The 24,448-nt window shown below is 53.7% G+C and carries 22 protein-coding genes; all 22 read right to left on the bottom strand.

What is annotated here, in order from left to right:
• Positions 1-239: 239 nt before the first annotated feature.
• Positions 240-1,190: a glycosyltransferase family 2 protein gene (locus EBB_RS15980; protein WP_192394737.1), complete on the bottom strand. Its 951-nt coding sequence runs from the start codon at positions 1,188-1,190 to the stop codon at positions 240-242.
• On the bottom strand, positions 1,183-2,385 hold the full coding sequence (locus EBB_RS15985; RefSeq protein ID WP_192394738.1) for a glycosyltransferase family 4 protein: 1,203 nt from the start codon (positions 2,383-2,385) through the stop codon (positions 1,183-1,185). Before EBB_RS15985 ends, EBB_RS15980 begins: the two co-directional genes overlap by 8 nt.
• A gap of 22 nt (positions 2,386-2,407) precedes the next feature.
• A complete protein-coding gene (locus EBB_RS15990; protein WP_192394739.1) occupies positions 2,408-3,277 on the bottom strand; it encodes a glycosyltransferase family 2 protein in 870 nt (289 codons plus the stop codon).
• Positions 3,274-4,065, bottom strand: coding sequence for a glycosyltransferase family 2 protein (locus EBB_RS15995; RefSeq protein ID WP_192394740.1), 792 nt, complete (start codon positions 4,063-4,065; stop codon positions 3,274-3,276). The genes EBB_RS15990 and EBB_RS15995 overlap by 4 nt, the downstream gene beginning before the upstream one ends.
• Positions 4,066-4,068: 3 nt before the next feature.
• Positions 4,069-5,013, bottom strand: coding sequence for a class I SAM-dependent methyltransferase (locus EBB_RS16000; protein ID WP_225587468.1), 945 nt, complete (start codon positions 5,011-5,013; stop codon positions 4,069-4,071).
• 20 nt (positions 5,014-5,033) lie between these two features.
• Positions 5,034-6,353: a lipopolysaccharide biosynthesis protein gene (locus tag EBB_RS16005; RefSeq protein ID WP_192394741.1), complete on the bottom strand. Its 1,320-nt coding sequence runs from the start codon at positions 6,351-6,353 to the stop codon at positions 5,034-5,036.
• Between the two features lie 10 nt (positions 6,354-6,363).
• Positions 6,364-7,608, bottom strand: coding sequence for an O-antigen ligase family protein (locus EBB_RS16010; RefSeq protein ID WP_192394742.1), 1,245 nt, complete (start codon positions 7,606-7,608; stop codon positions 6,364-6,366).
• A 9-nt stretch (positions 7,609-7,617) separates the two neighbouring features.
• Positions 7,618-9,837 carry a polysaccharide biosynthesis tyrosine autokinase gene (locus tag EBB_RS26725; protein ID WP_371741582.1) on the bottom strand — a complete coding sequence of 740 codons (2,220 nt, stop codon included), beginning with the start codon at positions 9,835-9,837 and terminating at the stop codon, positions 7,618-7,620.
• Between the two features lie 137 nt (positions 9,838-9,974).
• Positions 9,975-11,075, bottom strand: a complete 1,101-nt coding sequence (locus tag EBB_RS16020; RefSeq protein ID WP_192394743.1) for a polysaccharide biosynthesis/export family protein — start codon at positions 11,073-11,075, stop codon at positions 9,975-9,977.
• A 12-nt stretch (positions 11,076-11,087) separates the two neighbouring features.
• Positions 11,088-12,509: an undecaprenyl-phosphate glucose phosphotransferase gene (locus EBB_RS16025; protein WP_192394744.1), complete on the bottom strand. Its 1,422-nt coding sequence runs from the start codon at positions 12,507-12,509 to the stop codon at positions 11,088-11,090.
• A gap of 620 nt (positions 12,510-13,129) precedes the next feature.
• Positions 13,130-13,750 carry a PEP-CTERM sorting domain-containing protein gene (locus tag EBB_RS16030; protein ID WP_192394745.1) on the bottom strand — a complete coding sequence of 207 codons (621 nt, stop codon included), beginning with the start codon at positions 13,748-13,750 and terminating at the stop codon, positions 13,130-13,132.
• Between the two features lie 79 nt (positions 13,751-13,829).
• Positions 13,830-17,255, bottom strand: a complete 3,426-nt coding sequence (locus EBB_RS16035) for a dockerin type I repeat-containing protein (protein ID WP_192394746.1) — start codon at positions 17,253-17,255, stop codon at positions 13,830-13,832.
• Positions 17,256-18,021: 766 nt separating this feature from the next.
• The gene (locus tag EBB_RS16040) at positions 18,022-19,296 is read right to left on the bottom strand and encodes a (Fe-S)-binding protein (protein ID WP_192394747.1); all 1,275 of its coding nucleotides are present in this window, start codon (positions 19,294-19,296) and stop codon (positions 18,022-18,024) included.
• Between the two features lies 1 nt (position 19,297).
• Entirely contained in the window at positions 19,298-19,750 is a 453-nt protein-coding gene (locus EBB_RS16045; RefSeq protein WP_192394748.1) for a hypothetical protein, read from the bottom strand.
• Between the two features lie 3 nt (positions 19,751-19,753).
• Entirely contained in the window at positions 19,754-20,716 is a 963-nt protein-coding gene (locus tag EBB_RS16050; RefSeq protein WP_192394749.1) for a DUF364 domain-containing protein, read from the bottom strand.
• 8 nt (positions 20,717-20,724) lie between these two features.
• Positions 20,725-21,105, bottom strand: coding sequence for a hypothetical protein (locus EBB_RS16055; RefSeq protein WP_192394750.1), 381 nt, complete (start codon positions 21,103-21,105; stop codon positions 20,725-20,727).
• Entirely contained in the window at positions 21,102-21,608 is a 507-nt protein-coding gene (locus EBB_RS16060) for a hypothetical protein (protein ID WP_192394751.1), read from the bottom strand. Before EBB_RS16060 ends, EBB_RS16055 begins: the two co-directional genes overlap by 4 nt.
• A 3-nt stretch (positions 21,609-21,611) precedes the next feature.
• Positions 21,612-21,935, bottom strand: a complete 324-nt coding sequence (locus EBB_RS16065; RefSeq protein ID WP_020484886.1) for a (2Fe-2S) ferredoxin domain-containing protein — start codon at positions 21,933-21,935, stop codon at positions 21,612-21,614.
• A gap of 680 nt (positions 21,936-22,615) precedes the next feature.
• Positions 22,616-22,933 carry a ferredoxin III, nif-specific gene (gene fdxB, locus EBB_RS16070; protein ID WP_033157155.1) on the bottom strand — a complete coding sequence of 106 codons (318 nt, stop codon included), beginning with the start codon at positions 22,931-22,933 and terminating at the stop codon, positions 22,616-22,618.
• 9 nt (positions 22,934-22,942) lie between these two features.
• The gene (locus EBB_RS16075) at positions 22,943-23,158 is read right to left on the bottom strand and encodes a CCE_0567 family metalloprotein (RefSeq protein WP_020484884.1); all 216 of its coding nucleotides are present in this window, start codon (positions 23,156-23,158) and stop codon (positions 22,943-22,945) included.
• Positions 23,159-23,166: 8 nt separating this feature from the next.
• The gene (locus EBB_RS16080) at positions 23,167-23,640 is read right to left on the bottom strand and encodes a NifX-associated nitrogen fixation protein (protein WP_192394752.1); all 474 of its coding nucleotides are present in this window, start codon (positions 23,638-23,640) and stop codon (positions 23,167-23,169) included.
• 347 nt (positions 23,641-23,987) lie between these two features.
• The gene (gene nifX / locus EBB_RS16085; RefSeq protein WP_192394753.1) at positions 23,988-24,419 is read right to left on the bottom strand and encodes a nitrogen fixation protein NifX; all 432 of its coding nucleotides are present in this window, start codon (positions 24,417-24,419) and stop codon (positions 23,988-23,990) included.
• Positions 24,420-24,448 lie beyond the last annotated feature (29 nt).

Here is a 24,448-nt window from a genome sequence, read left to right on the forward strand (position 1 = left end):
CAACGGTGTGTTTTTGCCGAATTTTTGCTGAACCATACCGGCGCAACGCCTACGTACAATGAACAGAAAAAACCGGTTCTGACCGGAAAAACACAATGTTGGTTAGGAATCTACAGAGTCAAGATGAAGAAAAACTGTAATTTAGATTAGGATAAGATGAAGATTGGATTAATTTTAGAACCAGTTTTGCCGTTATTCCGCGGAAATACTGGCTTAATCGACGTAAGGAAATTATCGATTTACGACCTGCCGTTAAGGATATTTTCAGAAATAGCGCCCGCCCAATAAGCTTTATGCAAACTCAAGCGTCTGTTCAAGCTCTGCGGCATTCTAGCGTGCATTCCCCCGCCCATTTTATAGCCCAGCCATTTCAGAGCGGTGCGCAAACAGGCGGACGACAGCAGCCAAGGCGCATTTTTCGCTAGATACTTCAACTCTGACACGACAAAACGCCTGCCTTCGCCCGAAGCACCGCCAAAAGTTCGCTGCAACCAAGGTGTATGGGCGTGGAACACGCCGATGTCGAAATAGCGCTTAAATTCGTCGGCAAATCCATAATCGTGGGAATGAAATACGGCGGCATCACCGCAATATGCCACTTTCCAGCCGTTTAGCAACATCTTGCCGACGACAAAAGTGTCTTCGTTCATGATGGTATTGAGTGGAAACCCTCCAACCCCCATCAACGCACTGCGCCGATACGCGGCAAACGAATTGGAAATAAACGCTGTCTTGATGCCGAATTGCGCCTTATCCTGCAAACCGCGCAACTGGCTTTGCGGCGGATAATTGAATAAACGGGCATGCGCGCCGATTGGCCCGGCATTGCGGTGCGGCAATTGCCGGCCATAAGCTGCGCCGACGCTATCGTCTGTAAACGCTGCCAGTAACCTTTCGATGGCATCGGGGGCCGCCAGCAAAGCGTCCTGAGTCAGAAACACCAGAATATCGGCATCCGCCAGCCGGTTCACGCCAAATTGCCGGGTGCCGCCGTGATTGAACTCGGACTTAGCTATCACCTGCACCTCAAAACCCGCTTCAATCGCCAAAGCCACCGTCTGGTCGTCGGATGAGGAATCTATCAGCAGCAAATAATCCGGCTTCACCGTTTGCGCGGCAAAAGCCTGCAACCACGATTCCCAAAGTTCACCGGCATTTAGGGTCGGTACAATCAAGCCCACTTTATTCATAAGAAGAACCCTCTATCAAGGATTGCGCCGGACTGGGATGACTCGCCTTAGTCAACACGTTCCAGACTTTATCGCCCAGTTTAACAGGGTCCAACTGCTGTTCGACATATTCGCGGCTGCGCAGCGACATTTCTTGCCAGGTCGCTTGATTAACCACTTGCGTTTGCCGCAGCACGGCGCAGACCGAAGCCTCGTTGCGCTCGAACACCAAGCCGGCGCCATACGCCGCCAAGTGATCCCAGGCCAGGCCTTTCGCGACCAGCACCGGCCGGCCGGCTGCCATCGCCTCGGCAACCACATTACCAAAGTTCTCGCGCATGCCGCCGGTTTCCTCCAAGCCTGATGGCAATACCAGAAAGTGACTTTCGGCCAACAATTGCTTCACCTCTGCGACCGGCAGATAGCCTTTGTAACTGATGGCTCCTTGTGCTTGCGCCAGCAAATACTGGAACTCGTCAAAATACGCACCATCCACGCTACGCCCAGCCACGACCAGACGATCTGCCGGTCGGCGGGTTTGCAGCCAGGCCCGGATAAACGCATTAATGCCTTTTTCTTGCTGCACGTGCCCCAGAAAACACAATTGGGTGCCCTCGCCTTGCGGATAGCCGGCGACTTGAAACTCGCGACTGTCGATGCCATTCGGCACCAATAAAACCTTGGCGTCCTTCCCCAACACGTCGGATACGCCCATCGCTTCGGTATCGCTAGTACAATGTACCGCGATGGCCCGGCGCAAGGTCGGAAACGTCAGCCACTTATAAAACAACCATTTATGCGGTTTCTGCCGACGAATCAGCGCCACGTGTTCCGGCATCAAACCACCGTGTACCGCCACCATGAATGGCCGGCGCAGCACCACGCAAAACAGTGCCGCCAAGGTGGAAGGCCACGTAGCAATGCCATGGATATAGACCTGCGGCGCTTGCCAGCATAATTTGAATATTGCCGGAATAGCGCCCAAACCAAAGCCCCAACGCCGGAACCCGTAACAGCGATAAAGCCTGACATCAACACGCTTACCCAGATTGACATCGGCAGCGCGCAAGCGCCCATCTATTGACTCGTCCGCAGCGACCAAAGCCATCTGATAACCACGTTCTGCCCACGCTCTGGTCAAAACCCCACAGGTGACCGATACGCCACCATAACCTTTAGCCGGTGGCACATGCGTTGTGACAATGCCTACATCCATTTCATTTCTCCTGAAACAGTCTTTAAATACATTTTTCCGATTTACCGTAGGTCAAAAACCCTCGCCAGATCCCGACCAGGTTATAAAACGAATACGCCAGTTTTTGCGGATTGAAGGTGAGCAGCGCCAAGGCCATTTTCAACACCGGCGCAACAAACATCTTGCGGGCTATGTAGTACCAAATAAACACATCGTGCTGATTGGTAAACTTACGGATATACGCGCCGATGCCGGTGGAATACATCAACATCCTGGCCGTGCCAAGCTTGTAATGATCCTTGTTGGCGTGAAAAATCTTGATCTCGGGCGTGTAAAACGCATTCCCGCCGGCGCGCAGCAAGCGGTACAGCAGCTCAAAACCTTCGGCACCGGAATATTTGGAACCGATGCCAAAATCGTGATCCAAATGAAACTGCTGCCTGTCGACCCTTTGCAGATCAAAAAACTGAGTAAACTCCACCCCCATCATCCGAAAGCGGTTGAAATAGCCGGCTTTGTGGCTATTCACGCCGATGCTGAACCGGGTCGCGGAAAAGTCGTAGGAACCGGCCACCAGAATAGCCATATCTGCGCGCCGCTTAAATTCCGCGACCACTTTTTCCAACACATCCTGGTCATAGGCACAATCGTCGTCCGGAAAGGCCACAATGCGGCCTTGCGCCAAACCGATACCGTAATCCCTGGCCCGGGCGTTGCCGGTGAATTGCACTTTTATGTGCTTGATGTCCATCAACGCTCGGTAAGAGTCCAAAATGGCGTCGATCTTGCCGTCGCGATTTTGATCGATAACGATCAGCTCGAAGTTTTTATAGGTCTGAAACAGCAGCGATTTCAAAAAATCCAAGACTTCCGCGTCCCTGCCCAAGGTTGCCAACACCAACGAAATTTTCATACCGCACTCCTTGCCCAGTTACCGGCTTTTGCTTGCAAATAAATCGTGGCTTCATACCAGGTGAACATCAGCGCAAATTCCAACCCGGCCGCACCGTCCAAAAAACCGCCACGTAACAAATAGTGATAACAAAACCTCGCTAGTATTCGCAGCCATGAACGTCCCAGTAATACGCTTAAGCGGCCGCGCGTGGTCATCACCGCGCCGGCGGTGGGTTGCAATTGCACTTCTTGCGCGGCCTTACCGACGTGCTTATGCATCCACTCGATAATTTCACCGTGGTAAAAATAATGCTCGTAAGGAATATCGGAATAGCCGATGCGGCAGCTATCCAGCACGGCTTCGCCATGCCCGGTGTGGTTGCGTACAAAGCGGGTAGTTTCGCAGCGCACCAGTCTAGGGTGATAAATGGGATAGCCGGGCGCATGGTTCAAACGCTTACCGCGCAAATACAGCACCGAAGGCACCATCAACACGTCGATGCCGTGTGTTTCGGATAATTTGGCTTCAAACCAGTCGTAAAAGGCTTGCGGATAGATTTCGTCAGCGTCGACGAACAAGATCCACGGGGTGTCTATGCCGCATTGCCGGATCGCAAAATTGCGTTGTTCGGCAAAACCCGGCCAGGGATTACGATGAATCGCGCAGCCCCGTTCTTGGGCAATCGCCAGCGTGCCATCAGTACTGCCAGAATCAACAATCACGATGGGATAGCGCGCGGGAATGCCGGCTAAACAGCGCGGCAGATTGGCTTCCTCGTTTTGGGTCAGAATAACGACGGTCAACATGGCTTATCGCTTCACCGCGTAGACGTTCAGGTAAATCCCCAAACCCAAGCTGTCCATTAACGCAGCAAACGGTATCTGCGCGTACTTCACCAGGGTGTCGGCCAGCTTGGCCAAGCTGCCGGTTAGACCCAAGCGCCTGGATAGCGCGTTGTACTGAATCCGGGTAACTTGCTCGGTTTTAACCACCCGCAAGCCGTGCCGCTCCAACAAACTTTTCAGACCTTTTTCGGTAAAGTAATTGACGTGTTCCGGCACCCACAAGCAAGCGTTCTCTTTGGTACCCAGCAGTTTAACCAAAAACGACGCATAGTTAGGCACCGCACAGGCCAACACGCCACCGCTGTCCAGCAGATCGGCCACTTTGGCAATAGTGCGGTCCGGTTCGAGTATGTGCTCCAACACCTGCGACATCACCACCACACCAAAGGCTTGCTCGGGCTGATACTGCTCGAACATGATGGGCAAGGGCTCGTCGCCGTTTAAATCCTGGAACACCCGGTTTTCATACTGACCGGGATTGATGCTGACGGTGCGATAACCCAACAAGCGCAAGGCGCGGGTATAAAAGCCAAACCCGGAACCAATGTCCAAAGCCCGGTGATTGCCGGATTTGTTCAACTGATCGGCTTGCAGCGCCATGCGCTTGGCATCCACGATGCAGTTAGGAAACGCCGCCTCGCGATCCATCACTTCGGCCAGCGTAATCGCTTGCGTCAAGGCCTGCCCGGAGTATTGATAGATGGCTTGCAACCATTGCCGATGCGGCGGTTGATTCAAAAATCCGGTGCCGCAGCAGGCACAGCGGTAAATCCGGAAGGCTTTTCTGCTGGCGCTATCGGTATACAGATAGTCTTTTTCCCGCCAAAAACCAATTTTTTCCGCGCCGCAAGCCACGCAGGCGCGCAGCACTTCGCCATAGATTTCTGTTGTCATTGTTGCGTATGTCATCGTGTTCACCGTTGTCACTTTTAAGCATCCGCCGTGAGCGGCTCTTGTCTCAATGTTTGAATCGTTCCAGACTTGGCGCGTCGGTCGGCTTGCCAAGGTTTTGCCAAGATTGCCAACACCACGGCTTCGATGCCGAAATAAACCGGATTGGCCCAGGCCGCGCCAGGCAAGCCGTATTGGCTGACCAGCACTGGAATAGTAATCGCCGCCGCGACGGCACCGCACAAACGGCCTTTCAACAAGGTTTTGGTATGTTTGTGCGCCAACAGCGGTTGCGCCAGCGCCGTACCCAAGGCATGCAAAGCACAGCCCAGCGCCATGGCCGGCATTAAATCCACCGCAGCGTGATAGGATTTTGCCAAAACCACTGAAGCCACCCAATCCTTAGTCAGCAGTAACAGCAACAAACCGAGCGCACCCAGGGCAGCGACACTGGTTATCCAGACCCATAAAATCGAAAAGGCCTTTTGCAATTGCTGTGCGGAGAAAGCTTGAAAATAGGCTGGCTGAAACGTACGCAGCAGCACCATCGCGCTGCGGTTAAAGGCCTCGTTGACGATCATGTACGTCGCGGCATACAAGCCTACATCGGCAGCAGTCAGCAAATAACCGATTACATAGCGATCGCCCAGACCATTGATCCAGAAAATCAATTCCATCGGAATCAAGGGCAAGGCATAGACCCAAACTTCGCGGCGGAACGACTGACTGGTGGTCGCCGGCGTCCGCACGGCATTGCGACGCTGCACCACGATCCAAACCAGATTGGATAGCAAGCTGGCCAGGATGTAACCCAGCAACACCCATTCCGGATTGCCGCCCCACCACCAGACCAGCACTATCGCCAAAGCCGGCCTCAACACGCTGTCGCTAGTTTGCCATAGACTAGCCAGACGCTGTTTACGCTCGCCTATCGCCAACTGTATGCCCAATTCCCGCTGTACCGTCATTGCCAACAACACGCCGGTCAGCAAAAACAACACGCTGCTGACCTCGGAAAAATAGCCGTAGGCAAAGCCACCCAACACCAGCAAGCCAATCGCCAACATAGTGGCTTGCAGCGTCAAACCGGCGACGGCAGCGTGCAAGCCGCTACGCTGGCCAGCGGTTTCGCATTCCGGCACGATACGCATCCCGGCGCAGATAAACGGATAGGAAAACACCGCCACACCCAAAGCGACAAAGCCGTTCAACAAGGCCACTTGGCCGTAAACCGCCGGGCTAACCAGTTCGGTCAATAAGCGCGTACCCAGCAATAAGGCTAAAGCCGATGCCGCCTGACCGAATAAGGCCCAAAAGGCATCGCCAAATAATTTGCTCTGTTTCAATGCAGCGAACATTGCCGATTTCCTAAGGTAAACGCGGGGAGTAATCGGTTCTGGCCGGCATGGGCTGAACCATTGCTCCGGCTTTAGCCGTGCAGCCCAGTACCATGCCCCACAGCATCATTAACAAGGCGTTCTGCGGAAAATACTCCCACATATTAAAAGTCAGGCCGGCAGCGAAGATGAACATCGCCACCAAGCCTTTGTTTGGGTGGACAGACATCCGTGTCGTGATCCATAAAAATGTCAGATAAGCCAGCAAGCCAATCACACCGTAGCCGTTCAACAAGAATAAATACAGGCTGTCGGAATCGAACTGGCCGGGAAAATACTCGACACCGAACAGCAGATTGACGGTATTGGAACTCAGGCCCAAGCCCCAACCAAACAGCACATCCATCGGGTCGTGCACATGATTGGTAAACACCCGCTGCCACAAATCGATCCGGCCGTCCTGGGTGGGATCCGCATCGTCGCGGCCGCTCAATAATGGGCTGGAAGCCAAAATCAACGCGCCCACCGCCAAAATTGGCGCGGGCATCACTAAAGCCCAGCGATCACGTGGCCGCAGCGCGGCATATACTTGAAAAAACACCACTAGCAAGGAACTGATAAAAGCGGTACGCGAGCCACTCAACAACGCTAAAAATACGCTCAACGCTAACCAACGGCGCATGCCCGGCACCAAGGCAAATACCAACGCGCAAGTTGCCATCGTCGCCCCGAATAAATTAGGACTGACAAAGGTGCCGAACGGCCGACCGCCACCCAACATCGACACGCCGAACAACGGCGGCGCCCACAGGGCCTGGGCCAACGCGAGACCGGTTTGCAACACCAAGTAATAGCGCAGGTAGCTGGCGAATTTGTACAACACGTAATCGCCGGCACCCAAACGACTGGTGACGAAACCGATCAAGGCTACCGGCAGATATTCAAACACCCGCAAGCCGGTCATCGGCACGACCAGCGGCAAATCCAGATAAAGGGCGTAGCCCACTTCAAACAACACATAACTGCAAATCACGCCCAGAAACGCCAATACCGAGCTGGTAAAAATCCCGTTACGCAACCGCGGCTCCAGCCAGGCGTAAACGATCAGCACGCCCAATAACGCCTCGCGCAGAATCCGCAAACCCATTTCCTGCTCGCCGTAGACTTCCTTGATACCGGCCCAAGCCGATTCGACCTGCGGCAGCGAGGCCACCGTTGATGCACCAACCAGCGCAATCAACAGCACCGGCAGGTCTTTTTCCAGGCGGATTCTCATCGGCGTTATTTAAACCCGCTCGTCGCTTTCGGCAGGAACCGGCAACAGTTCCCTATCCAACTGCTTACCCAACCAATCACCCACTGCGTGGTATTTATCGCTCCAGCTGGATTCATCCTTCGGTTCCTGATCGGCGCGCTGATAGGCGTAGCCGTAGTAGGGATAGTAAGACGAGCCTTCCTTCATATCGTTGATAATGAAGCCGTTAGGTTTGATGCCGACTTGTTGGAAGCGGCGGGCACTGACTTCCAGTTCTTGCGCGGTATAGCGGCCTTCTTTCACTACCAGGAAGGTAGCATCGGCATGCTTGCCCAGAATCGCCGCGTCGGTCGCGCCCAGAATCGGCGGCGAGTCTATGACGATGTGGTTGTAAAAACTTTTCAGTTGTTCCAGCGTTTCCGACAATTCGCCCAGCACCAGCAATTCCGCCGGATTCAGCACCATATTACCGCGCGGGATCAAATCGATACCCACATCCGGCAGACTGACGATGACTTCGCCCAGCGTGGCCCGGCCGGACAATAAATCGGACAGACCGGGTTGTTTGCCGATTGAAAAGGTATCGTGCAAACGGCCGTTGCGCATGTCGGCGTCGATCACCAACACACGTTTCTTAATGCTGGCCAGCAAGGCGGCCAAGTTAGAGCTAACAAAGGACTTGCCCATGCCCGGCGCCGGGCTGCTGACCATGATTACCTTGCTTTCGTGCTGAGCCAACGTGGCTTCCAGCGTGGTGCGCAGACCGCGCAGCGACTCGACGGAAATATCCAACGGATCCTGAGAAACCAGAATACCGTTGTCTTTATCCTTGCCCAGCAAGCGTCCTAATTTATGCTGCTTTTTGCTATGCGGAATCGCGGCAAACAAGGGCAAGCCCACTTGATATTCCAGCAAGGCCGGATAGTTGTCGTGACGTTGCAAGGAATGTCTGAGAAAAATCAAGGCCGAGCCCAAGCTCAAGCCCAGCAAGCTGGCTATCGCCAGCAACAAGCTCGGTTTGGGCCAGTAAGGTTTTTCCGGCGTGACCGCAAAATCGACGATACGCGAATTACCCAAGGAGCCGGCGGCAGCGATGCGTTGTTCCTGCGCGCTGTTCAGCAGCGAGGTGTACAACTCGGTGTTGACCTGCACATCGCGCGACAGACTCACCATGTTTTGCTGGGTTTTCGGTAAATCCTTGATGCGTTTTTCCAAAGCCGCCAGCTTGTTATTCACTCGCTTAATCTGGGCATTGGTGGAGATCATGTCCGGATGCTCGGATTCCAAACGCTGGCTTTGTTCGTCGTATTTTTGCTTGAGCTGAATGCCCAGGGTCTCCATATCCGACGCCTGTTTCAACAGAATCTCGGCTTCGGCGGAAATATCCACCGCGCCGTGTTGCTGACGATAGGCACTCAAACCTTGCTCGGCTTTTTCCAGGCGTTCCTTGACGATAGGCAACTGGCTTTCCAGAAAGCTCAGTTTTTGCGAGGCCTCCGCCGACTCCCAATTGACGGTGGCGTTGACGTAAATCGCCGCAATATCGTTCACCGACTTAGCCAGTTGCTCCGGGTCGCTGCCTTTCAATTCCACGCTCAGAATATCGGTGTCTTTCGATACTTCCTTGACCGCGAAGGCTTTTTGCAAGGTTTCGATGGCCGACAGCGCGGTGCGGCGGGTTAATTCAAAATGCGTACCCGGATGCGCTTCCAGGGTTTCAACTTTAATCGTCACCGGGGTTTTCTCGCCAATCTCGGCGCTCAACACTTCGCCGACCTGACCAGCCAGCAATTCGTCGCCGCGCGGGTCGAACAGTTGAAAACGCCCGGCTTCCAAGGCGATCAAGGTAAATTCTTTTTCCAGATAACGGTCTGGCACGCTGAACGCGGCGATTTTCAGCTTTTCGCCACCCCAAGCCCAGCGACTAAAGCCCCACCAGGCATCGGCTATGCCGTCATGCGCATCGTGCTTGCGTGCCAGGGTTTCGCCAATTAATGGAAAAAAGTAAGGCTCGGTTTCGATGGTCAAATTCAGGTTATCCACGACTTTGCCCAGCACCGAACGCGAGCGCAAAATCTCCACTTCGCGCTGCGCGCGTGGGCTTTCTGCTTCCGCTGGCGCTTGGTTGTTCTCACTGCGTAGCGTCGCGGACAGCAAGGCCTTGTTTTTATCGATCCGCAGCAAGGCATCGGCTTTGTAGGTACGGGGGCCAGCACCAGATACACGGTGGTGACCAGCAACACCGAACACAGCGCGATAAAAATGGTTTTCCGACCTTCGATCAGCAAATCGACGTAGTCGCGAATACTGACGCTAGGCTCTGGCATCCGCGCCTGGTTCAGCGGTTGTAAGACCGGCGTGGCTTCGTTTTGTGAGTAAATCATCTGTTACATCCCCATCATCGCGGCTTGCGACATGATTGCGGTAAACGAGCCAGGTAAGATTTGGTTCAACACCCGCGACCATTGCGTGACGCCTGCGGTACCGATAAATAATGTATCGTGCGCTTGCAGCGGAAATTGATCGGCCAGAATCATCGCATCGGGCGATTCGGCATCCAGTTGGAAAATTTCCGGCTGCATGTCGCCGGCGCGAATTACGTAAATATCGCCGGGCCGCGAGGTATTGAAATCAACCCCGGAGGCTTCGGCCAAGGCTTGCGACAAACTCATCCGGCCTTTGTTGATTTGGATGGCTTGCTGGCGGTTGGCCTCGCCCATCACAAATACCTTGCTGTCCTTTTGATCGCCCACATTCAACACATCGCCGTCTTTCAACAGCAAATTCTGGGTGGTCAGGCCTTTTTCGTACATAGACTGCACATCCAGTTTGTAGAGTTTGCCGTCGCGGGCCAACGCCACATTGGCAAAATCGGAATCCTTGGTCGAGCCGCCGGCACGGGTGATCGCTTCCGCGACCGTCAAAGGCGTTTCGTTCATGGTTTGCACACCGGGCCGCACGACTTCACCCACCACCGCTACTCGATGCGCCTGGAAGGACAGCACGCGGATGTCGAGTTTGACCTTTTTGAAATATTTGGACAGCTCGCGAGTCAGGTCGGCGCGTGCTTCCGTGACCGTTTTGCCGGCGACATGGATACTGCCAACGTAGGGGTAATACAGGTCGCCATTCTCATCCACCACCTTACCGGCCATTTCCGGCGCAATTTTCTCGCCGCCGGGATCGTTCAGTTCCGGATGCTCCCACACGGTGATTTGCAATCTATCTTGCGGACCGATGCGGTAGCTGGTTTTGTTGGGGTCCACCGGCGGCAAATTATTAATACCCTGGCGACGGTTCGCCTCGCGTTCGATGATCAAATCGGCGGTAATCGGCACGATGCGGACTTTCTCCTTGACCAATTGCCCGTCCTTTTTCATCGGCATCTCGATTTCGGTCAGGCCATTATCGGTATTCATATCCATGCCCGGCGCCAGGAAACAACCGGGCAAGGTTAAGATCAGCATGATGGGAATCAATCTAAACATGTAAGCGTGTCCTTAGTAGGCGTTTTTATTGATAAAACCGGTCAGCACGGTGCGGAAGGCGATCTCCAGATCGAACCACAGCGACCAATGCTGGATGTAATACAAATCGTGTTCGATGCGGCGGTTGAGGTCGGTGTCGCCGCGCCAGCCGTTGACTTGTGCCCAACCGGTGATGCCGGCTTTCACCATGTGTTTTTTCATGTAGTTAGGCACTTGCTCTTTAAATACTTCGACGAAATCCGGACGCTCGGGGCGTGGGCCAACCAGCGACATATCTCCGCGCAACACGTTGATCAATTGCGGCAGTTCGTCCAGACTGGTTTTGCGTAGGAAGGCACCGAAAGGCGTGGCGCGATTTTCACCGGGCTTGGCCCAGACTGCGCCGGTTTTCGCTTCTGCGTCCACTGGCATCGAACGGAATTTCAACATCGTAAATGAGCGATTATTCCAGCCCACCCGCTCCTGGCGATAAAACACCGGGCCGCGCGAACTCAGCTTCACGCCCACTGCCAGGAACACCATCAAGGGGCTGATCAGCAGTAATAAAATCAAAGCCAAAAGTCGATCTTCGATTTCTTTGATGTAACGATTGATGCCATGCAACGGCGATACCGAGAAATCCAGAGTCGGAATACCGGCCACGGTGTTCAAGCTCAGGAATTTGCTTTGTTTGAAGGCGAAGCAGTCGATCACTAAACGGATGCTGACCGGCAGATGACGCAGTTGGTATTGGGCGCGTTCGGTCAACGATTCGCCTTGGTAGGCTACCCAGACTTCATCAATCGCTTGAGCCGAGATGATGCCGGGTAGGTCTTCCAGTTTACCCAGACGCGGCAGTGCGAAATCGTTAATCGCGTTTCTATCATCGCCCCTATCGTCTACATAACCGACCACTTGCAGGCCGGCCCAGGAGGAATGATTCAACTGCCGCGCCACCGCCACCGCCATTTGATTCAAACCGACCATGACGATACGGCCTTGCGACCAACCGCGGGCCCGCAAGAAACGCAGCACTTGCGACAGCACGCCACGAGCCACCAACACAAAGGCCAAACCCAGCACGCCCCAGGAGGCAATCCAGCGATAACTGGAACCGAACCAAAAATGCAGCCTGATTAAGGCGACGATGGACACCACCGCCACTAACGCCGAAATCCAGGCTCTGACGATACGGGCAATTTCGCCGCGCATCGCATCGTTACGCCAGGGCCGATACACCTGGCCGATTTCAAAGAAGATGATGGCGCCGAGTATGCCCAGCGCAATGACGATCCGATAATCCTGATCGATAACATATTCGCGCAACCAGAAATAATGCGTCACCCAAGCGGCAGCAAACAACATGGCGACGTCGATGACGCGCAGCAACAGAATCACCGTGTGACCGTACTGTTTAAAAAGCCCGTTGAAAATATTTCCCAAACCGAGTGGCATGATGGCTTAACCCCTATATCGTCTTTATCCAATGACTAAGGGTCACCGTCCCTGGAAACCCAACCTGATGCGAACGGGTTGATAATCCCCATTCGCTTGAGTAGTAGATTACCGAGACAAGATGAGAGAAAGCCTGAGGGTTTAATTAAGAATGTATTAGGAACGACTTAACTTTGGATGAAGGAGTTTTCTGAAGATAGTGTTGTCAGATTCCGGAATGGGGTTGCATCTGATTGTTGGCATTTTTCCAGACTCACGGCCCGGAAAGTCACTATTTTTGCCAGGGGACTTTTTCGGACATCCCGCTAAAAAATTGGCACAAACTACACGACAGCTTATGCCTTCGTCGTAGCGATTCGTCCGCGTCACCTCGTTCCGACCCAACACGGGGTCGAAACATAGGCTCTTGTTGACTTGACGCGGGGAGTCCCGATGCCGTGCAGATTTTCCTAGCCAATCGAAGAAAATCTGTCCTGAGCAGCGGTTATCGAGGACTAAAACCTTCTCGCTCGGTTTCCAGGATTTTCAGCGGTAGCGGGTGATATACCTTTTTACTTATCCTGGAGCGCTTGTGGAACGAGGTAATCGACGATAGGCACTTATTGCCCGCAAGACATTTCTCAGCCGCTTGCCTTGCCCTTTCGCCGGGCCGATACGGCGAACGCCATCGTCACCAGCCCAACGCCAATCAGCGCCAGCAACGACGGTTCGGGAATATTGCCGTTTGCGCTTACGCTTATACTTGTGTCGGTAACCGGTGGCAGAAAATTGACTAATCCTGGGTCTTCCGGAATGAGTCCTTCTGTGAAAAAGAAATTCAGATCGTCGGCCAAGAGGCCAAGAATCCCGGTCCCGATACCGACTGCCTTGAGGTCTATCGTGCCGAGCAGGATGCCATTTCCGAAAATGCCGGGTCCGGAGAACAAATCGCCGTTCGACGCACCGCGAATCCCGTCGCTATCACTGAATGGGGCCAGATTTAACGGGTCGTCGGCGAACTGAGCTCCCGGGGTAAACCCTATAAAATCAAATACCCCGCCCGGACTCAAAGACAGGTCGAAACCGAATCCGATGATAGCTTCCGTTGCATCAATATCCGCCGAAATTGCCACCTGTACGGTATCGCCGAGTAATGCCGTCGTACTGGAGGGCGTCAAATTAATGAAGGCCGCACTTGCGGTTTGCAAAAATGCGCATCCGCTTAGAAAAAGAATTCCGCAAAGAATTGATTTTTTTGACATGAAATACCCCATGGTTTGTTTATGCTCGTTCGATCAACAAAATGAAGCGGCCACGACGCCGGCCGCTCCGTACATTGCGTTATAGTTTGGATTTCCTAATCAAATCGCGAAGTATGCGCAGATCGTTCACCGTAACCCGTCCGTCGCCATCCAGGTCCGCGTCCGGATTGTACTTCGGATCCCCGACTACGCTGCCCAGACTTTGCTGGAACAACGCCACATCGGCCTGATCCAGTTTACCGTCGAGGTTGATATCGCCCGGCATTTTAGCTACGTAACCTTCAAACTCGCTGGCCTTATATGCCGAAGTCGCGGCCACATCGGTGGCTACCAGATTGGTGTTGGTCCCGTACATCAACAGGCTCTTCACGAAATAAGGCCCGTCTCTACCATTCTTGCCGATTCGGGTGCCGTCGAAGACAAAATCAATTTGGCTGTTGCCGGCATTCAAGGACGCCCTTCTCGTATAGAAACCGATCTCCGTACCGCGCGAATCAACCAGTCGAGCACTCCATTCGTAAGTACCGCTGTTTATCAGTTTGACGGCGACACCGACATGAAGTTGATTAAACAAGCCGTTTCCATCCGTATCAACACCGTTGTCGTTCGAAGCACCAGTCAGGGTAATCGCCGATACATTTCGAGTCGGATCGAAGTCGGTATATTGGTATCCTTTGGTTTCTTCCGGCAGCGCCAGCCGGTCGATGACTTCCTGACTCGACGGGTCGCGAAGTGAAACCTCTATGCGGTAAGGTCCGTCGATACGCTGCCCGTAAATATCCGGACCTGCAAAGTTGAGCGTCACTTGCCTGACGCCGGGCGTTACCGTGATCAACTGTTCGCTAAACACGGTGTTGGTCCCGGCAGCATTACCGAGCGTACCGGTCAGCAGGAAGGTACCACCACGGGAGAACGACGCGCCAAAGGAGACGGAGAGGGTGTCGTAAAGCCCGTTACCATTGCTGTCGACACCTTGATCGGACTGAGCCCCGACCGGCTCGATCACCGAGGCGAAGTTCCTGGCCGGATAGGCCGCTGTGACGAAGTCGAAGTCAGAAACGGTATGACTGTTGCTGTCGATCAGCGACACAACGCCTTCATAGGGACCGTCCTGCCCGGAGCGCTTGAGCGGCAACCCGGGGATAGTCAAGGATATAGTCTGTTGGCCTGCCACGATGGAGACGTCGGCATTGGCGTTGACCAAAGTTGTACCGTTTTTGATCAATGCGCCTAGCAAACGATAGTTGCCGGCCGTGCGACCACTCACGTCAACATCGGCGCGAATCCCTTCCAGCTTGCCGTCGTTGTTTTGATCAATACCTCGATCGCTGACTGCGGTAATAGCGGTCAGTATCTCGCCGAAGGAACGGTGATCATAAGCCGGGGTTTGCAGGGAAGTATTGATGTTGTTACCTCTCAACACCAGATCATAAGGGCCGTCTTGCCCGGACTGGTAAATCAGTTCCCCGGAAAAGACAATAGTGACCTTGCGGCGACCGGTGGCGCTCGCTTCAAAGGTAACGCGACTAGATAACTGAGATTCGTAAGCCGGCCGGTTTGCCACCACATTGCGGTTTTTTTCCAGCCGTCCAACTATGGTGTAAGTACCCGCGGTCAATACCTCCACATCAATATCGGCGGCAAGGCCTTCATATACGCCGTCGCCATTGCTATCCAGCGTTCGGAAACTTGCCGTACCCGGAAGTTGCAGCTCAGTGCTCACCATGGCCATGACCACCGGTGCTAACAGCCTCGGAGCGGGAGCAGCCGGCAGAGTATATTCGTAGTCGCCCCAACCGTCATAGTGGCTGCTGAAAAGGTCGTAGACCCTGGCCCCTTCCGACGTAATAAAATACTCTCTCCCCCCGGCATCGTTTGCGGTTGCGCCGGTTAGGTTGAATGCGATGAATTGAGTTTTGTTGCCGTAGACTCCATCAAACGTAGCATCGTAGTAGTCTGGAAAAAACCATCCGCGCTTGACGAGGCTGTGGCTCGAAAAATAGTAGCGATCAAACGCTCCGCCACCGAGAGGTTTGGCACTACCGCGAAATGCCGGGTCAAGCGAAGGTGAACCGCTAGTTATGAAGTGATTGTCACCCGGCGCCGTTACCGGTGGCACAGCTGACAATCCACTCACACCAAGGGTAGCAGTCATATGGGTCAATACATCGCTAAAAACATAGCAGTCGGAGTAGTTGCACGTAATTGGATCCACAAGCAGCTCTTCCCACATACATTTGGGAATAACAGGGATAGGCACACCAAAGGCGTTGATGCATCCATACCGGCTGGCAATTGCTCCGGGCACAAAATTGCAGTATCCATATCGCCAATTAGCACCGCCAAAGCTATATAAGCCGTCCAGCACACCCTTGATGATGGCATCGTCGCCGGATTGACCCGAAGCCCAATCGGTAGCTTTTTCGTACCAAGTTAATCGGGGCGGGTCGACAATACCTAAAGGCGTCCCCTTGGTGACAAACAATTTGCGGCTTGCGGTAAGGCTCTGTGTGCCGTTAACGGTATAGGTGAAATCCACGGTATAACTACCAACGTTACCCGGCATTTTAACGGTAACATCGCCTTCGAAACCGTTCCAAGTAGTGGTTCCGCCAGGCCCTCCGCCGCTGGTGGTCCAATCGGCTTTGATTTCCGGCGGATCGATGCTGTTTTCGGGACAGGTTTTGAGTTTGGCCCGGAGCTTCGATTCTCCGCTGAACCAGCCAAACAGTCCTGAAGTCGCGGGCCCGGAAAAGGGGTACTCGTTAATCGGCCCTATGCGGGTACTCACATTGCAGGCCGCATCGAAATCCTGCTGGTAAATCGTGTCGATCGTCGCAGAGCCGGCATTCTGCCTTATTTTGTTGCCGTCAATAACCTTGAGCTCCAGCGCCAGTTTAGGCCGCACCGGTATGACCAAGGCAACCCAGTCGATAGCGGCGCACCAACGACCGCTACTCAAAGTGTCAACATTGATTTGAACTTTGTTGATTACCGGAACCACGTTGCCGCCACTGGCGGGACGGGAAGGAAACTTTATTTTACGAATATCTACGCTGAAGCTGTTCAGCTTCCAAATGTTGTTGTCGCCAGTTAAAAAACCCAGGCTTTGTCCGTTGAACAACGCTTCATCTCGTTCCGGCGGCGGCGTTCCATTAACATCAATGTCGTATGCAGGCATGATAATGTCGACAGTGGCGGGAATAATACCGGCCGAAACCAGCGGCGCCGGATTGACCAGATAACCGTTTGCATCGACATCACCCACAAACTTGTCTATGACCACACTGATTACCAGCGGGTGCCCGGGGTCGTTATTGAAGGTGCAACCGGTATCCAACCCTGCACCGCCATCCGTAAAAAAGACGTCTTGCGTAGGCGGATCGAAAGGCGAAGTTCTTGGCCCCAGGGCGCTACGGAATAATATTCTAGGAGTTTGCGGCGCTGTCGCCCTGTCGTCGCCATCTTGCTGGGCCGCGCGCGCCACCGGAACCAACAGCAGCAACGCGCTAAATATGAGTAACGGCAAAACTGATCTGTCTATAGCGTACAACCAGCAAAGATGTCGGCGGATTTTCATAATCCCTCCATTTGTGTTGAAAGTTATTGATGCGTTCGTGCCTTGATTACGTAAACATTAAAACTACTGCGAAACCTTAATTTTGGGATAAGCGCTTGTCCGCGCTGCGGTTGAGCCGCAGATAAACACCATTCAGGCGAGCGCCGGGAAGATCAACAGCTTTAGGCATATAACCAAGTGTCCGCTACGCTCTAACATTGCCGCTAGGGTGATAGGTTTGTCAGCCGACAATTGACAGTCTCCGGGCAACCGTACGCTTGATTTCGCCTTACTGGGCTGAATACGCGGCCATTCTCGATTGACTGTGGGGCTAACACTTACGACCCCAAACGAACATGTCGGCCGAGGTAAACAGCAAAAAACGATTCTCGCTTTGCGACGGACTTGATTAATTTTTTGCAATCTTTATCACAAAATTCTCTGTAAATCTACTGAACTTTTTAATCAACTTTTATCGGCTGGCGATATTTGTAAAAATCACTTGAAGGCGATCTTTTGTATACAACGGCGGCAAGTCTGAAAATGCTGAACGTTCTCGTGGTTTAACCGCCGGTCTCACGCGAGTTTGTTATCTTCAGGAAGAAGAGTTTGTGGTGGCTGAAATGACGCGAGCTCGAATATCGAACTCAAAAAAATAGCCCAAATCAATGCGCCCGGCCGAATCACTCCGGGCTTTAAGACAATCGCAGAACTACACCCTATCCGCCAACAAGCGGATCGGATGCACTAGCTTTCTGGCGGTCTCGGCGCGTTCGGCATTCAGGTAAAACGCGCAGCTGAAATTACTACTGACCACCACATCGGCACCGGAGCCTTCGATGGCCTGGCGTTTGGCGTTGCGCAGTTGTTGGGCGTTGTCTGGGTGGCTGAGCATGTAACTACCGCCGGCACCGCAGCAGAGTTGATTATCCGGCAGGGCTTCGATATTCAAACCGGGGATTTTCCTCAGCAATTCGTGAACGGCACGGCCATTTTTCAACACATTGCGCTGGCTGCACGGCTCGTGTACCGCCACATTCATATTGGACGCTGCCGGCTCCAAATTATCCGGCCAATGCGCCAATAAAAATTCGTTGATGTCCTGCAGGCGCTTGGCAAACCAACCGGCGGTTTCGCTATTATCGCCTTCGTACTCGCTCAACATTGCGCCGCAGCCGCTGGCCACGTAAATCACCGCGTCCACTTCCAGCTGGTAAAACACTTCGATATTTTTATCTTTCAAGGCTTGCGCGGAACAGCCGTTGTGCTGATGAATCGCGCCGCAGCAGCCTTGGCCTTCCGGCACCACGACTTCGTAGCCTATGGTATTGAGTAGTTTGATTGCGGCGCGTTGGGTGGCGCGGTCGAAATGCTCGGCCAAGCAACCGGTAAACAAGGCTACTCGCCCGCGCTGACGCTGCCGCCTGCCGACCGGATAAATCCCGGCCAAACTGCCCAAGGCCGGCTCGTTCAGCAAACTTTCGACGGTAGCCAATTTCAATTTGCGCAACAAGCCGCTGGCTCTCAGCGGTTTTCGTAATCCCGAACGTAAATACAAAGAAAGCAAGGGTAACAATATCCGCCGCCGGCGTTTGTGCTCGATAAAGTACATCGCCAGCTTGGCTAACCACGGGCGGGTCGCCGTTTCCTGCAATTTCGCTCGGGCCTGATCGAACAAGGCGCCGTAACTCATCCTACTGGGACAGGCAGTTTCGCAGGCCCGGCATTGCAAACAGTTGTCCAGATGCTCGCGTTCTTCCGCGCTAATCGGCACATCCTCTACCAATACTTTACTGATGGTGCGGATGCGTTGCCGGGGCGTTTCGGCGTCGATTTCGAACAAACGAAAGGTCGGACAGCTGCTGACACACATTCCGCAGCGCATGCATTCGCTGGCTTCCGGGATATACGGACCGTTGGGCGCAGGCGACTGTGAGCCGTTATCGCCCGTGAATTCGCCCATGCCAAAATCCATCATATCGAACATGTTAGCCCTCCATCATTTTGGTGTAAGCCCGGCGCAGCAATTCCATCTCGGCCGGCGGCCGACCGCGTAACTCCGGCAAAGTGCGCATCTGGCAACCCAAGGCTTGCATCAAGCGGTGCGGCGGGTCCAGCAGTTTGAAACGCGCCATATACACCGTGACGGTGCCTTTTGGGGTATCGACGTATTCCTTAAAACCCGCTTCGGCGTACAGCAAATCATTATCAAACCCCAGCAGACGATTGATGGCATTAACCAGCGTTGCCGGGTGCACGGTGATTTTACCTTCAGTTACCGTCGCGTCTTCATCGAAGGCAACCGACAGCGCCGGCAAGGACTGCGGAAAGCACACGCTGCCGCCGGCCTGCTGGGCAAACAAGGTCAAGGCGCTGATATCGCCTTTGTACATCAATAATAAGCGGTGGCTATTAAACGCCTCCGGCACTGCGTTGTTCATTGCTTAGCCAGGTGCACAATTGTCCCACAACGATTTAAAGCTGCTATCCAAGCGCGACAGCCGGCTGTTGATTTGGTCCAACAGCGAGTACTGCGGGAAGCGCGCCTTATTGCCGTCGCGATACCATTGCTCCATCGCTTCGGTAAGCTGGGTTCTTTCATTAAAACAATCGGCAATTTGCTGTTTCAGCCAGCTAATACTGCTTTGCGGGGCCAGTTCCGCCACACGATAGCGCAAGCCGTTGTTAAAGATCCGCACGCCCCCGCCTTGCGCGGCGGTGTGATACAAGGCATCCTGATCGACGATTTCCACCCCGGCCAGATAATCGATGCCAAACTCGTGCAACTGCGGCAGCCAAGGCACGGTAGGCCCCATCAGCACAGTCTTGGCATGACTGGATAGTTCCACCAAGCGCGGAAAAGTTTTATTCGGAATACTGCTGGCGGTCAAAAACACCCAGTCGGCTTGCGGCAATAAAAATTCGCACGCGGAATCCGGCAAATCGGCGGCGGACGGCTGCCGTTCCAAAATGGTTAAATGCATTTTGTCTTGATAGCGTTCGATGCCCGGATAGCGGCCGATCACCACCACGTTTTTGCCTTTCAGCTGCGGCAAAAAATGCTCGAACACCGCCAGATTGGCGTGTTCGTCGTGGCTATCCAACACCAGCGAATCCGGCAAGGGCCGGGCGTTGATGCAACTATTGATGGCTGCCATGGCAACCGTGGCTTTATACGGTTCCCATTCGGTAATCCAGGCGGCCAAATCCGTCACCGGTTTGCCCACCAAGGTGCCGGACCACGGCAAGGTGCGCGTGTTCTGCCCCGGACTCATCGCCAAACCGGCGGTGGCCCGACCCTGACTTTGGCACACGGTCCAGACTAAACCGATCATCAGATTGTCCACCACGGCATCGCTGCTGCAATAGTCCAGCAGCAGTTCGTACAAGCGTTTTGGGTTAGCCATTGCCCCCCTTATTGCGGGATGTCTAGCAATTTTGCTTCGGTTTTGATGTTGTCTTGCTGCCCCCAGGCATTAATGGCCTCGACGAACCATTGTTTTTTGCTCGGGTGCGGCTGCACAACATCGTATTCGGCATAAAAACTGCCGTCGCCATGAAATTTGATCTGGCCGATGCGCTGCTTACCAGCGCTGTACCAATAACCCACCAGATCCTGGGTTTGGGTAAAGGGATCTGTCACTAAACTGAATTCAGCGTGATCGTATTTCGGCAAACTGAGTTCGGTTTGCAACGGAAAGCCCAGCTTGACGATATTCTCGGTGATGCGTTGGCAGACTGTCTCGCCGAAAACCCGCCTTGCCGCGACGTGCTCGGCAACCAGTTCGCTACTCATGCGGCATCCTCCAGCACGGCATTCGCCAAATCCATAATCACCGAGGCGCCGGAACGGTCTTCCGGATCTAATGCACGCATCAACACCAGAATGGACTGGGCTTCCGCGTCCAACTGTCGCCGCAGTTTAATAAAAGCCAAGGCTTTTAAGCTGTAAAGATAAAACAGCGCGACTTCGCTGGCGTACATATCCCACTGCGCCAGCTCCCGGCCCAGTTGCCGATAGTCGGCCGGAAAACCGCCCTGCCGAGCCGCTTCGTTTAGCGCAGCCATCACTTCAAGCTCGGCTTCCAGCAGGCGGCCTTGGTAAAAATAGAATTTATACAAGGCAAAATAGGTTTGCAGACAATTGGCGTCCAAGGCTTGCGCCTGTCTGAAATACTTTTCCGCCAAGGGCTTGTCGGCATGACTGGCCGCTACCGCCATCTGCAACAGTCTATTTACCTCTTCCGGCACATCCGGACTGAATAAAACCCGTTCTTCAAAAAAGCCGAGCTGAGCCATGGTTTACCAAACCTCGGCAGGTGCAACCAACGCGGCGACCGGCTCACCGCCCAACAAATGCTGGTCGATGATGGTTTTGACATCATCTTTGGTGACTTTGCCGTACATCACTCCTTCCGGATAGACCAACACGCTGGGCCCCAGCATGCACGGGCCCATGCAACCGGTGTTGGTCAAACCAATTTTCTCGAACAGGTTGCGGGCCTGAATTTGATTCATGAACTCGTTCATAACCTCGGCACAGCCGCTGGCGGTACAGGAGCCGCGCGGATGGCCTTGCGGACGGGCTTGAGTGCAGACGAATACGTGTTTATCGGGACGAGGCATGATAGCTTTCCTTTTTTAAGATGAAAAATTGGTGTCGCTATCGCGACGGATATTTGAATGTCGGTTCTCGGACCGACAACCGAGACACTTTCTTTTGCTCCGCCAAAAGAAAGTATCCAAAGAAAAGGCGGCCCTGATGCCGCTTATTCCCTGCGCTCCTCGCTTTTGAACGGGGTTGCCGAAAGGGGCTTCCTGCCCCTTCGGCAACGAGCGGCATCCATGCCGCTCCCCTCCGGGCTAATCCCGCAAAAAACTGCGATGCTCGGGGTCGAAATACGGGACCACACCCTTCCCCTGGAAAACAATCTTTCAATTCGAGAACAGCAATCCAATCCAGCTACACAGAGACGGTGTTCCCCCCCTATGCCGCGCCGAGCACCGGAGCGTTTATCGAGAATTGCCCGAAGGGGCACCGCAGGGATGCGGTGCGTCGGCGGAGGGGCTGGGAAGCCCCTTCTGCCGACCCTCGATAAACGCTCCGGCGCGCAGGATCAAAGCGGCATCGGGGTGGCTTTTTCTTTGGGTACTTTCTTTTGGCCAAACAAAAGAAAGTACCTCGGCTGTCGGGCCGAGACCCGACATTAAAAAAGCCCTCGCGCCAGCGACACATTGTTTAAAATCCGCGTGGGCACAAAAACCGTGCCCACCCTACGATCAGCCGAAACTTAAAAACTAAAAAATCAAGCCGCCGCCTTATGCTCATGCGTAAAACAATCCTTAGGACACACCTTGGAACACGCCTCGCAACCAATGCAGTCGGCAGCATTTTTCAAGCTCATCACCATGCTGTTATCGTCATCATCCTCAAAGTCGCCGTAATCGTCGCCAAAATCTTCGGCCGACAACGCTTCGTCTTTTTCGACCAAGTCAAACACATCGCGCGGACAAACTTTGAAACAACGGCCGCAACCGATACAAGTACGCTGATTGATGTCGGTAACATAGGACGGTGTCCAGACGGTGCCGCCAAATGTCACGCCGGTTACAAATTCGCTCATGATCGTCTCCTAAGCCGTTTCTTTGCTGGCAGCCAAAAATTTCTTGTTGGCATCATCCCAGGCTTTGCACGCATCGTAAGTGGCTTGCGCAATGCCCATCAGCTCGCCATAGGCATCCGGCAATCTGTCTTCGATCAAATCGTGCAATACCGAGGCAGCCTCGCTAGCAATGCGCTTGGCTTTCTTCACGTCTTTTTCCAATACTTTCAGTTCTTCGTCGCTCATCATTCACCTCAAGCTTCGGCTACTTCTCTATAGGTTGTGATCAAACCCAGCGCTTTCTCAACCGTTGCATCGGTTTTGGATGCTAGATCTTCCAGACTGGGAAATCCAAATCGGTGCACATCACGCAAGACTTTATCCACCACGATCAATTTACCGACCAGTACCAAAGCCCGGCCGAAACCTTCGTGGGTGATGTTGATGACCGGCACGGCCATCAAGCCGCCTTTCTTCTCGATCAACGAAGCGATGGAGTTGTAATAGGCTTTGACCCGCGCCAAGGTAATTTCATCCGGGTCGCCGATTATCGGAATCTCACGTTTACGTTCTTTGGTCATCACCAAAGGATCGATAATCTTTTCTTCCGACCAGCCTTCGTAAGTGTCGTAGGTATCGAGTGCGCGCAATTGTTTGACCATCTCGACGACGATTTCCGAGTTCATGAACGGGTCGCCTGCTTCGACGACTAATGCGGGTTGGGCCATGGTGGTTCTCCTAATTTAGTGTTTGATCAATTTGAATACTTTTAATCGCGCTAGGCGCTAAATCCCGTATGCCGCGCCGAGCACCGTAGCGTTTATCGAGAATTGCCCGAAGGGGTGCGGCAAGGATGCCGCACGTCGGCGGAGGGGCAGGGAAGCCCCTTCTGCCGACCCTCGATAAACGCTTCGGCGCGCAGGATCAAAGCGGCATTTCGGGTGTCGTTTCTTTTGGATACTTTTCTTTGGACAAGCAAAGAAAAGTATCGCGGTCGTCGGTCCGCGAACCGACATTAAAATCAGTCGTCGCGTCAGCAACACAAAAATCTGGCCGTTAAGTAGCCGCGGCAAAATCATTCATCCCACCCCTCTTCTTCCATCGCGTTAAACCGCTCCGGATTGGGGCCTTTGTGTAGGTTGATAGCTTTGGCCAGCCAACTGGATGGGCCGGCTTTCATTTCGGCCTGTAAATCCGCGATCAGATCCTTGACGGTGCTGCCTTCGTGGACTTTGATCGGCTGAATGCCTTGCGCGACGATTTGTTTCACTGCCGAGGCACCAATGGCCAGGCAATACACGGCCGCGCAGCCTTCCAGCAATTGAATCTTCACCGATAGCTTGTCTTCGTTACCGTCCTGCGCGAGTTCGCCAAATTGCGCGGCTTCCATGAATTCGGACTGCTCCGGATCCACTGCGTAGACAGCAAACGATTTGGCTGAGCCAAAATGCTGGTCGACGTGCACCATGTCGGTAGTGGCAAATGCGACTTTAATAGCGGTTTCCATAGGCATCCTCTGTTCGTGGGTATGCAAAA

It is taken from the genome of Methylomonas fluvii, from assembly GCF_014850975.1.
Taxonomy (GTDB): Bacteria; Pseudomonadota; Gammaproteobacteria; order Methylococcales; family Methylomonadaceae; genus Methylomonas; species Methylomonas fluvii.

Bases quoted from the DNA above. Each gene is read 5' to 3' on its own strand.
- EBB_RS15980 (WP_192394737.1), bottom strand. From the start codon at position 1,190: ATGAATAAAGTGGGCTTGATTGTACCGACCCTAAATGCCGGTGAACTT.
- EBB_RS15985 (WP_192394738.1), bottom strand. From the start codon at position 2,385: ATGGATGTAGGCATTGTCACAACGCATGTGCCACCGGCTAAAGGTTAT.
- EBB_RS15990 (WP_192394739.1), bottom strand. From the start codon at position 3,277: ATGAAAATTTCGTTGGTGTTGGCAACCTTGGGCAGGGACGCGGAAGTC.
- EBB_RS15995 (WP_192394740.1), bottom strand. From the start codon at position 4,065: ATGTTGACCGTCGTTATTCTGACCCAAAACGAGGAAGCCAATCTGCCG.
- EBB_RS16000 (WP_225587468.1), bottom strand. From the start codon at position 5,013: ATGACATACGCAACAATGACAACAGAAATCTATGGCGAAGTGCTGCGC.
- EBB_RS16005 (WP_192394741.1), bottom strand. From the start codon at position 6,353: ATGTTCGCTGCATTGAAACAGAGCAAATTATTTGGCGATGCCTTTTGG.
- EBB_RS16010 (WP_192394742.1), bottom strand. From the start codon at position 7,608: ATGAGAATCCGCCTGGAAAAAGACCTGCCGGTGCTGTTGATTGCGCTG.
- EBB_RS16020 (WP_192394743.1), bottom strand. From the start codon at position 11,075: ATGTTTAGATTGATTCCCATCATGCTGATCTTAACCTTGCCCGGTTGT.
- EBB_RS16025 (WP_192394744.1), bottom strand. From the start codon at position 12,509: ATGCCACTCGGTTTGGGAAATATTTTCAACGGGCTTTTTAAACAGTAC.
- EBB_RS16030 (WP_192394745.1), bottom strand. From the start codon at position 13,750: ATGTCAAAAAAATCAATTCTTTGCGGAATTCTTTTTCTAAGCGGATGC.
- EBB_RS16040 (WP_192394747.1), bottom strand. From the start codon at position 19,296: ATGTTCGATATGATGGATTTTGGCATGGGCGAATTCACGGGCGATAAC.
- EBB_RS16045 (WP_192394748.1), bottom strand. From the start codon at position 19,750: ATGAACAACGCAGTGCCGGAGGCGTTTAATAGCCACCGCTTATTATTG.
- EBB_RS16050 (WP_192394749.1), bottom strand. From the start codon at position 20,716: ATGGCTAACCCAAAACGCTTGTACGAACTGCTGCTGGACTATTGCAGC.
- EBB_RS16055 (WP_192394750.1), bottom strand. From the start codon at position 21,105: ATGAGTAGCGAACTGGTTGCCGAGCACGTCGCGGCAAGGCGGGTTTTC.
- EBB_RS16060 (WP_192394751.1), bottom strand. From the start codon at position 21,608: ATGGCTCAGCTCGGCTTTTTTGAAGAACGGGTTTTATTCAGTCCGGAT.
- EBB_RS16065 (WP_020484886.1), bottom strand. From the start codon at position 21,935: ATGCCTCGTCCCGATAAACACGTATTCGTCTGCACTCAAGCCCGTCCG.
- fdxB (WP_033157155.1), bottom strand. From the start codon at position 22,933: ATGAGCGAATTTGTAACCGGCGTGACATTTGGCGGCACCGTCTGGACA.
- EBB_RS16075 (WP_020484884.1), bottom strand. From the start codon at position 23,158: ATGAGCGACGAAGAACTGAAAGTATTGGAAAAAGACGTGAAGAAAGCC.
- EBB_RS16080 (WP_192394752.1), bottom strand. From the start codon at position 23,640: ATGGCCCAACCCGCATTAGTCGTCGAAGCAGGCGACCCGTTCATGAAC.
- nifX (WP_192394753.1), bottom strand. From the start codon at position 24,419: ATGGAAACCGCTATTAAAGTCGCATTTGCCACTACCGACATGGTGCAC.